Below are 8,969 nucleotides of genomic sequence, written 5' to 3'. Positions count from 1 at the left end.
GAGGCGCGATCCGGTCGGGCGCGACATGCCCTCGAGCATCTCGGCCGGATCGAAGTTCTCCCAGCCCAGGCCGTCGATGTACGCCTTGTGGGCCTGGAGCGACTCGACGCCACGGTCGAACGTGTCCGTCGTGTCGACGCCATGTGTGCTGTTGGGGGAGCCGGAGGCCCATACCTGCGTGACGCCGCCCCACGGCTCGAGGTCACCTGCGAGCTGCTCGGGGTAGATCCAGCGGTTGCCCGCATCACCGGCGGAGTTGAGCGCCGCGCGCCCGACTGCCATGTGATCGGGCTGGTTGGGCATCGTCCCGCCCCACGTCTCACGGAAGTTGTTGGTGATGATGACCTCCGGGCGGTGCCGGCGTACGACCTCGGTGATCGCCCGGCGCAACGGCACGCCGTACTCGAGGATGCCGTCCGGCAGGCCGAGGAACTCGACCTCGTCGACGCCGACGATCTTCGCCGAGGCGATCTGCTCGGCGGTCCGGATCTCGCGGCACTCGTCCGGTGCGATGCCGTCGATTCCGGCCTCGCCGCTCGTCACCATGCAGTAGACGACGGTCTTGCCCTGGTCGGTCCAGCGCGCGATCGCGGCGGCGGCGCCGAACTCGACGTCGTCGGGATGCGCCACGACCACCAGGGCCCTGTCCCAGCTCTCGTTGACGGGCTCGAGTGGTGTGGGTTCCATACGGTTAGGCTAAGCCAGCATTCCCAAGGGGAGGTAGCTCAGCTGGTTAGAGCAGGGGACTCATAATCCCTGGGTCGCGGGTTCGAGCCCCGCCCTCCCTACAACAGCGCGTCACATGCCTTCGGTCAGCGCGAGGATGTTGCCCTCGGAGTCCTTGAACCAGGCTCCGCGGCCGTCTTCGACCGTCGCGACGCCGTTCTCGGTCTTCAGGCCCGGGAAGTCGTAGTCCTCGAATGTCACGCCTCTGCTGCGCAGGTCCGCCATGTCCCCGTCGAGGTCATTCGTGATCCAGCTCATCGCGGTATTCTGCGCCGTGCCGGCGAACTGGGTCTCGTACAGCAGGAACTTCGACCCCTTGCCCTCGTAGATCAGCCCGTCGCGCGTTTCCTTCGCGGGTTCGAGGCCGAGCTTGTCCTTGTAGAACTCCCGTGCTCGTCCAAGATCAGAGGCGGGGACGACGGCGTAGATTTCAAGATCACTCAACATGGCTATTCCTTTACTCTCAACCCCCGAGAGACACCCTGAATCTGACGGTACGCCGCTCGGATGGCGAAGACGATAGTCCCGACGGGGGGTTTCAACCCCGGCCGAATCCGAACGGTTGCAGCACCGCGGGCCGGACGCCGGTGGTCATCAGCTCGGCGAGCGCGGCGGCGCTGCTCGGCGCCAGGGTGACGCCGAGCATGCCGTGGCCGGTCGCGACGTACGCGTTGTCGACAGTGGGAATCCGGTCGATGAGGGGCAGCCCGTCGGGCAGCATGGGACGGCCGCCGACCCACGGATCGGCGATCAGCCCGATGAGCTCGTCGCTGTGGCCGAACCAGTCGCCGAGGTAGTGGCGGCTGGCGCGAGCGATCGCCTCGATCCGGCGCCAGTCCAGACGCAGGTTGTTGCCGGAGAACTCCATCGTCCCGGCGACCCGGGTCGTTGCGCCGATCGGCGACACCGCCACGTGCTTGTCGCCGAGATAGAGAGGATGCCGCGGCGGGACCGGCAGGTTGACCGAGAAGCTGTAGCCCTTGCCGGCCTGCATCCGGATACGCGACCCGAGACCGGCGAGCAGCTCGGCAGACCACGAGCCCCCGGCGATGACGACCTCCGAACAGTCGAGCGCTTCGCCGTCGAGCAGGACGCCACGCACGCGACCGTGCTCGACGCGGAAGCCCGTCACCGTGCGGCGGTCGCTGATCGGCACGTTGAGGGCGTGCAGCCGCTCGACCAGGGAGCCGAGCAGCAGGCGCGGCTCGACGAGGCCCTCGTCAGTGATCAGGTACGCCGCGCGGACGTGCTCGCTCAGAGCCGGCTCCAGCCGGAGGGCGTCTTCGGTCGACAGGGGAGCGTCCGGCACCTCGAATCGTCCGCCGGCAATCGACCGTTGGAGGGCGAGCGTACGTTCGCCCTCCTTCTCGTCGAGGAAGGCGTGCAGCAGTCCGGGGCGGCTCAGCGTCGTGTCGATGCCGTCGGTCGCCCACTTGCCGAACGCCGCATCGGCATCCTCCGCGAGCGCCGTCAGCGCCCTCGTGCCGCGGGCGAACGCTGCGGGACGGCACGACTTCCGGAACTCCCACAGCCAGCGCAGCAGCGCCGGCGAGAGCGACGGACGTACGTACAACGGCGCGTCGGATCGCCCGGCTGACCTCAGCGCCGTGCGCACGGCACCGGGTGCGGGCACGGGGAAGCACTGGCTCTGGGTGACCCATCCCGCGTTGCCGCCGGACGAACCTGTGCCGATCGGCGCGCGATCGACGACGTGGACAGTACGACCGGCCGATGCCAGCTCGTACGCGCAGGCCAGACCGATGATGCCGCCGCCGATCACGACGGTCGTGTCGTCAGGCATCACGCCGCGCTGGATGCGTTCAGGAAGGCCTTGGTACGCGCCTCGCGCGGCGCTCCGATGACCTGCTCCGGCGGCCCCTGCTCGACGATCAGGCCCGCATCGACGAACGCCACCTTGTCGGAGATCTGCCGCGCGAACGGCACCTCATGAGTGACGATCGCCATCGTCATGCCGCCCTCCGCGAGCTCGCGCATCACGGTGAGCACCTCGCGGGTCGACTCCGGGTCGAGCGCTGATGTCGGCTCGTCGAACAGCAGTGCCGTGGGGTTGAGCGCCAGGGCGCGGGCGATCGCGACGCGCTGCTGCTCGCCGCCGGACATCTGGTCGGGGAACGCGAGGGCACGATGGGCGAGGCCGACGCGACGGATGAGGCGTACGGCGGTCTCGATGGCCTGGTCCTCCGAGATCCCGGCTGCCTTGGTCTGGGCGAGGATCACGTTCTCGATCGCGGTCAGGTGGGGGAACAGGTGGAACCGCTGGAACACCATGCCGACCTTCTGCCGAAGCCGAGCCAGGTCCTTCGCCACGACCTTGGTCCCGGAGAACACCGACTCGCCGGCCACACTGATCTCGCCGGAGTCGGGCACCTCGAGCAGGTTGATGCAGCGCAGCAGCGTGCTCTTGCCGCCCCCGCTCTGGCCCAGGATCGTGACGATCTCGCCCGCCTGCACCTGCAGGTCGACCGAGTGGAGCACGGTGGCCGGGCCGAACGACTTGCGCAGGCTCGTGATCTCGATCAGGGCGGTCATGAGGCGACCCCCGTCTGCTGGAGCAGCGCGGTCGCCTTCTTGAGGCGTCGCCGCCTCCCGCGAGTCAACGGCGTGCCGGCAATCACCTTGCGCTCGAACAGCAGGAGCAGCTGCGACACCGGGTAGCAGACCGCGAAGTAGATCGCCGCGATCACGAGGTAGACCTCCATCGCGCGGAACGTCTCCGAGGAGATCAGCTGTGCCTCGCTCATGAGCTCGCCGGCCGCGATCGTCACGAGCAGCGAGGTCGACTTGAGCAGGTCGACCAGCATCGTGGCCGTGCCCGGGAGCGCCAGCCGCAGCGCCTGGGGGAGGATCACCTGCCGGAACGACCGTGCCCGGCTCATTCCCAGCGCCTGCGCGCCCTCCTGCTGGCCGGCCGGTACGCCCGAAAGCGCGGCGCGAAAGATCTCCGACAGGTACGCCGCGTAGAAGATCACCAGGCTGAGGGCGCCGGCCATCAACGCATCCAGCCGGATGTTGATCGACGCCAGCCCGAAGTACGTGATGAAGATGATCGCGAGCAGCGGGACGTTCTTGAACAGCTCGGTGTAGACCGCCGCCGGCCACCGCAGCAGGCGCGACGGGTTGAGCCGCATGAGGGCCAGCGCCAGGCCCAGGAGCACCGCACCGATGAAGCCCAGCACGGTGTACTCCAGGGTCTTCCACAGCGCCGAGATCAGGTCCGGCGCGTAGTCGCTCCAGGGGACCTTCATGAGGTCGATCCGGGTGCCGCCCAGTCATCGGGCCGGTCGACGCCCTGCCGAGAGGTCGACATCTCCGGGGTCGGCTTGAGGAACTGCTCGGGGTCGCCGCCGTACTTCCTGATCAGCGCCTCCAGCTCCCCGTTGGCGTACATCTTGTCGATCTCCTTGGAGATCGCCGCCTCGAGCTTGGGCTCCTGCTTCGCGACGTAGAAGCTGACCTGGTACGGAGCGAGGTACTCCAGGGCCGGTGCCGCCTTGATCTGCTCGGCCGTCGGGGGCGTGAGGTACTGGGTCTCGAAGTCGAGGTCGGGGCGCTTCTTCTTGGCGTCGATGATGATCAGCGGATCGAGGAAGCCGACATCCAGCCGCCCGGAGGACAGGTCGTTGAGCACGCCGTTCGCGTCCGGGTAGGCACCGAGCTTGGCGCCCTCGATGGCCTTGATCGACTTGACCCAGACATACCCCGTGACAGTGCCGAGCTTCTTGCCCTCGAGATCGGCGACCGTCGCGTACGTCGTCGAGCCGTGGACCGCCATCGCCGGCGGCGAGTAGTAGGCGGGATCGGTGAAGAGGCCTTCCTTCTGGCGCTCCGCCGACCACGCGATGCCGCCGATCGACATGTCCACCCGGTGGGACTGGACGCCACCGAGCATCCCGTTGAAGTCGGTGACCTGCGGCTCGACCTTCAGGCCGAGCTTCTTCGCTGCCGCCTCGAGGATGTCGCTGTCGAGTCCGGTGAGCTTGCCGGCCGTCACCGACGTGTAGGGCGCGTAGGGCTGGACGGCGACCTTGATGACGCCCGGCTCGAGGGTGTCGAGACCTGGGGCGTTGGCGCTGGAGGTCTCGTCGCCTCCGCATGCCGACAGGGTCAGGGCTGTTGCAAGGGCCAGCAGGCCGAGACCGGCGCGCTTGCGGGTGGATCTGGGGAACATTCGGGGCACCTCCGCTTGGGATTTGAAGGGAGTCTAGGGGCGCCGGAGCCCATGAGCATCGGTGCAAACGTACGAATATCACGGGCATCTGGGCGTGATGCTCGTACGATGCGTACATGACAGCGGATATCGCGCCGGCCCCGGACTCCGGCATCCTGACTCCGGCGCTCGCGCAGGAGATCGCGGGCGACACGAGCGCCATCATCGGCCTCAACATCATCATCACCGACGCTGACGGCACCGTGATCGGCAGCGGCGACCTGACTCGCGTCGGCAGCTTCCATGAGGCGTCCCTGAGCGTTGTCGCCAACCAGCGTGTCGAGTCGCACACGGCCGAGGAGGCGGCGAAGCTGACCGGCGTACGCCCGGGGATGACGTTGCCGATCATCCATGAAGGTGCCGTCGTCGGGACGGTGGGCATCACCGGGACGCCGTCACAGGTCACCCGCTTCGGCCAGGTCGTGAAACGGCAGACCGAGATCCTGCTCGAGCAGGCGGTCGTGCTGCGCACCAGGATGACCCGCGAGCGGGTTCTCGAGTCGCTCCTGCGCGACCTGCTCAACTACGACCCGGAGCATCCCGCCGACGTGACCTCGCGGGCCCGCGACTTCGGCTTCGACCTCCGGCTCCCCAGACAGGCCATCGTCGTCCAGGTCGGTGCCTCCCCGACGCTGGAATCGGTGAGCTCGTCACCCCTGCGGTTGGTGCGCGAGATCTTCCACGACCCGCAGAACCTCTCGTGCTCGCTCAGCCCGTTCCGGCACGTCGTGCTGCGGCGGCACACCAGCACGAGCCTGAGCCGCGACGATCTCTCGGACCTTGCCGCCAGGATCGACGACGTGGTCGGGGGCACGTGCCGGATCGGCGTCGGGGGCGTGGCCAATGACGAGCAGGGCATCGCCACGTCATACGCGGAGGCGCTGACGGCCCTCAACATCGGGTTGTCGACGGGCTTGGCTCCGCCGTACGACATCGCGGACCTGCGGACCGAACAGCTGCTGCTGGCGGTCCCGCCGGGCGTGCGCGACCGGGTCAAGGCGCAGACGATCGCCCCGATGGCGTCGACGGGGGACTGGCCGCTCACCCGGTCGACGGTCATCGCGTGGGTCGAGAGCGGGTTCGTGCTGGTCGCTGCGGCGGCCGCGCTCGGGATCCACCGGAACACCCTCGTCTACCGACTGGGGCGGATCTCGGAGCAGATGGCCCTTCCCGCGTCGGACCGCAGGCGCTGGCTCGCGCTCTACCTCGCCTGCGTGGCTGACACCCTCGACCAAGGGGGTACGACAGAATCGGGGCATGCGCGACGCGGTGATCTTCGACATGGACGGCACGCTGTGCGACACCACGACGATCGAGCACTTCATCAAGGGTCCTGACAAGGACTTCCACGCGTTCCACGCCGCGTCTGCGACCTGCCCGCCGAGGCCTAAGGTCGTCAAGGCCGCTCGTGCCGAGCACGACAAGGGGCGAGCGATTCTCGTCGTGACGTCCCGCGAGTTCATCTGGCGTGACCTCACGCTCGACTGGCTCGTCGAGCACGGCATCCCCTACGACGCCCTCTACATGCGGATCGTCGGCGACTACCGCAAGGACGTCCTGATCAAGAAGGACATCCTCGCCCAGATCGCCGACGACGGCTTCACGGTGCTGGAGGCGTGGGACGACAAGCCGGCCGTGATCGACCTGTGGCGTGACAACGGCATCGAGGTCCACGTCGTCGACTGAGTCAGGTGCCGCGTCGCTCCACGTCCGCGACGATCTCCGCGGCGATGATCCGCAGCTTGACGTTGCGGTGCTGCGACAGCCGGGTCAGGAACGCGAACGCGCGCTCGTCGCTGAGCCGGTAGCGCTCCATGATGATCCCGACGGCCTGGCCGATCGTCGTACGTGTGCGGATCGCGTCATTCAGGTCGGCGATCTCGCGGGCGTAGCCGATCGCCACCGTGGCCTGGTGGGTGAACAGGTCGGCGATCGTCGAGAAGTCCTCGAACGCCCCGGTCTGGCGCGAGTAGAGGTTGAGCGCGCCTTGGGAGGCGGGAGCGTCGAACAGGCGCAGCCCGGCCTGGGCGCGGATGCCCCTCGACGCGACGTACGGGCCGTAGGTGGGGAAGCGCTCGTCAGTCGCGATGTCGGGGGCGATGACGTGCGCGGAATTCACGGCCGCGTCGTAGCACGGGCCCTCCCTGAGCTGGTACTGCTTGGCGTCGAAGTCGAGGACGACCGGATCCGTCGGCGCGACGGTGTTGATCGTGTCGTCCGCGTGCTTGACCGTGATCGAGGCGTACTCCACTGCGGGCAGCACCTCGACCGCTGCCGCGGTGATGGCTTCGAGGGTCGCGTCGAAGTCGCCGGGCTTGAACGCCTCGGCCAGACGTCGCACGGTGTCCTGCAGCTCCTCGTCGGCCACGCCCCGTACCTACCCGGATCGCTGCGAGACATGCGTCTGCCGCTGTCCATCGAACGTTCACCCGACGTTGGGCTGACCGCCGACCGCCGCCCCTAGCGTCACTGTCAGCACACCGACGACGTCCTGGGAGGACCCTGCATGTTCACGATCGAACCACGCCAGAAGCACGACGAGCAGTCTCCCCACCGACCGGGACGATCCTCCGTGACGTGCCTCTATCGGTGCGGCAACGCGTGCGCGCAGGAAGCGCCCAACTGCTCGGACAACGAGTACTTCGGCGACATGATGCGCTCCGCAGTCTCCCGCCGCGGCCTGTTGCGCGCCGGTGCCGTCGTCGGCGTCGCCGGCCTGGTCGCGCCCACCCTCAGGAGCGGCTCCGCCGCGGCCGCCACGACGGCCAAGGCACCGGCGAAGGGCTTTGCCCCCGGCCTCGGCTTCGCCACCGTGCCGCCCAATGTCATCGACGCCGTCGTCGTGCCGACCGGCTACGACCAGAAGGTCGTCATCGCGTGGGGCGACCCGCTGTTCAAGGGCGTTCCGGCATTCGACGTGCACGCGCAGACGGCGGAGGCGCAGCGCGGCCAGTTCGGCTTCAACAACGACTATCTGGGCCTGCTGCCGTACGGCCGGGGCACCAAGCTGCTGGTGATCAACCACGAGTACACCAGCGAGACGCTGATGTTCCCGGCGTACGACGCCGCCAACCCGACGCGTGAGCAGGTCGAGATCGCGTGGGCCGCCCACGGCCTGAGCGTCGTCGCCGTCAAGGAGTCCGACCGAGACGGATCGCTGCGCCCGATCGTCGGCGACCGGAAGAACCGTCGCCTCCACACGGGGTCGGAGTTCGAGCTGACGGGCCCGGTTGCGGGACACCCGCTCGTACGCACGTCGGCGGACCCGGACGGTCGCACGGTCCTCGGCACCCTCAACAACTGCTCGGGCGGCCTGACGCCGTGGGGGACCTGGCTGACGGCGGAGGAGAACATCAACCAGTACTTCGCCAACGCGGCGACCGTGACCGATCCGGTCCAGGCCGCACGGCTCAAGCGCTACGGCATCTCGGGCACCGCGACCGAGCGCAAGTGGGAACGCTTCGACGACCGCTTCGACATCGCCAAGGAGCCCCACGAGCCCAACCGGTTCGGCTGGGTTGTCGAGGTCGATCCGTACGACCCGCAGTCGACGCCCAAGAAGCGCACGGCGCTCGGACGCTTCAAGCACGAGGCGGCCCAGCCCCGCATCACGAGCGACGGCCGGGTCGCGGTCTACATGGGCGACGACGAGCGCTTCGACTACTTCTACAAGTTCGTGTCGGACAAGAAGGTCGCATCGGGCCAGACTGCTGCAGCCCGCCGCCACAATGCGACGCTGCTCGACGAGGGCACGCTCTACGTGGCGAAGTTCACCGGTGACTCAGGGCCGATCGACGGCTCCGGCACGCTCCCCGACGACGGGTTGTTCGACGGCTCGGGCGAGTGGATCCCGCTGGTGCACGGCACCCACTCGTACGTCGACGGCATGACCGCCGAGGAGGTGCTGCTGTTCACCCGCCAGGCCGGTGACAAGGTCGGCGCCACCAAGATGGACCGCCCTGAGGACGTCGAGCCGAGCCCGCAGAGCGGCAAGGTCTACATCGCGCTGACCAAC

The 8,969-nt window shown here is 68.2% G+C and carries 10 protein-coding genes and 1 tRNA gene; 4 read left to right on the top strand and 7 right to left on the bottom strand.

Annotation, left to right across the window (positions count from 1 at the left end):
• A partial coding sequence (locus V6M46_RS01515; protein WP_332661942.1) for a PIG-L deacetylase family protein occupies positions 1-687 on the bottom strand: 687 nt, incomplete at its 3' end.
• A gap of 27 nt (positions 688-714) precedes the next feature.
• On the opposite strand from V6M46_RS01515, the gene V6M46_RS01510 reads away from it, so the two are divergent.
• Positions 715-788 (top strand) — tRNA-Met (locus tag V6M46_RS01510).
• Positions 789-798: 10 nt separating this feature from the next.
• On the opposite strand, the gene V6M46_RS01505 is transcribed toward V6M46_RS01510, so the two are convergent.
• From V6M46_RS01505 to V6M46_RS01485, 5 genes are all read right to left on the bottom strand, one after another.
• Complete coding sequence (locus tag V6M46_RS01505; protein ID WP_332661940.1) at positions 799-1,170, bottom strand: VOC family protein; 372 nt, start codon at positions 1,168-1,170, stop codon at positions 799-801.
• A 94-nt stretch (positions 1,171-1,264) separates the two neighbouring features.
• A complete protein-coding gene (locus tag V6M46_RS01500; RefSeq protein WP_332661938.1) occupies positions 1,265-2,527 on the bottom strand; it encodes an NAD(P)/FAD-dependent oxidoreductase in 1,263 nt (420 codons plus the stop codon).
• A complete protein-coding gene (locus V6M46_RS01495; protein WP_332661937.1) occupies positions 2,527-3,276 on the bottom strand; it encodes an amino acid ABC transporter ATP-binding protein in 750 nt (249 codons plus the stop codon). The genes V6M46_RS01500 and V6M46_RS01495 overlap by 1 nt, the downstream gene beginning before the upstream one ends.
• A complete protein-coding gene (locus tag V6M46_RS01490; protein WP_332661935.1) occupies positions 3,273-3,992 on the bottom strand; it encodes an amino acid ABC transporter permease in 720 nt (239 codons plus the stop codon). Before V6M46_RS01490 ends, V6M46_RS01495 begins: the two co-directional genes overlap by 4 nt.
• Positions 3,989-4,915: a substrate-binding periplasmic protein gene (locus tag V6M46_RS01485; protein WP_332661934.1), complete on the bottom strand. Its 927-nt coding sequence runs from the start codon at positions 4,913-4,915 to the stop codon at positions 3,989-3,991. The genes V6M46_RS01490 and V6M46_RS01485 overlap by 4 nt, the downstream gene beginning before the upstream one ends.
• Positions 4,916-5,031: 116 nt before the next feature.
• Here V6M46_RS01485 and V6M46_RS01480 point away from each other — a divergent pair, with 116 nt between their 5' ends.
• Positions 5,032-6,291, top strand: a complete 1,260-nt coding sequence (locus tag V6M46_RS01480; RefSeq protein ID WP_332661932.1) for a CdaR family transcriptional regulator — start codon at positions 5,032-5,034, stop codon at positions 6,289-6,291.
• Positions 6,212-6,640, top strand: coding sequence for a phosphatase domain-containing protein (locus tag V6M46_RS01475; RefSeq protein ID WP_332661931.1), 429 nt, complete (start codon positions 6,212-6,214; stop codon positions 6,638-6,640). The genes V6M46_RS01480 and V6M46_RS01475 overlap by 80 nt, the downstream gene beginning before the upstream one ends.
• 1 nt (position 6,641) lies before the next feature.
• Here the strand turns inward: V6M46_RS01475 and V6M46_RS01470 are convergent, their stop codons facing one another.
• On the bottom strand, positions 6,642-7,322 hold the full coding sequence (locus tag V6M46_RS01470; protein ID WP_332661930.1) for a GAF and ANTAR domain-containing protein: 681 nt from the start codon (positions 7,320-7,322) through the stop codon (positions 6,642-6,644).
• Positions 7,323-7,460: 138 nt separating this feature from the next.
• Here V6M46_RS01470 and V6M46_RS01465 point away from each other — a divergent pair.
• A partial coding sequence (locus V6M46_RS01465; RefSeq protein WP_332661928.1) for a PhoX family protein occupies positions 7,461-8,969 on the top strand: 1,509 nt, incomplete at its 3' end.

This window comes from Aeromicrobium sp., assembly GCF_036676885.1.
In the GTDB taxonomy this organism is placed as follows: Bacteria; Actinomycetota; Actinomycetes; order Propionibacteriales; family Nocardioidaceae; genus Aeromicrobium.
Note: the sequence above shows the minus strand (reverse complement) of the source record. Positions and strands in the feature narration are given on the sequence as shown.

Bases quoted from the DNA above. Each gene is read 5' to 3' on its own strand.
- V6M46_RS01500 (WP_332661938.1), bottom strand. From the start codon at position 2,527: ATGCCTGACGACACGACCGTCGTGATCGGCGGCGGCATCATCGGTCTG.
- V6M46_RS01495 (WP_332661937.1), bottom strand. From the start codon at position 3,276: ATGACCGCCCTGATCGAGATCACGAGCCTGCGCAAGTCGTTCGGCCCG.
- V6M46_RS01490 (WP_332661935.1), bottom strand. From the start codon at position 3,992: ATGAAGGTCCCCTGGAGCGACTACGCGCCGGACCTGATCTCGGCGCTG.
- V6M46_RS01485 (WP_332661934.1), bottom strand. From the start codon at position 4,915: ATGTTCCCCAGATCCACCCGCAAGCGCGCCGGTCTCGGCCTGCTGGCC.
- V6M46_RS01480 (WP_332661932.1), top strand. From the start codon at position 5,032: ATGACAGCGGATATCGCGCCGGCCCCGGACTCCGGCATCCTGACTCCG.
- V6M46_RS01475 (WP_332661931.1), top strand. From the start codon at position 6,212: ATGCGCGACGCGGTGATCTTCGACATGGACGGCACGCTGTGCGACACC.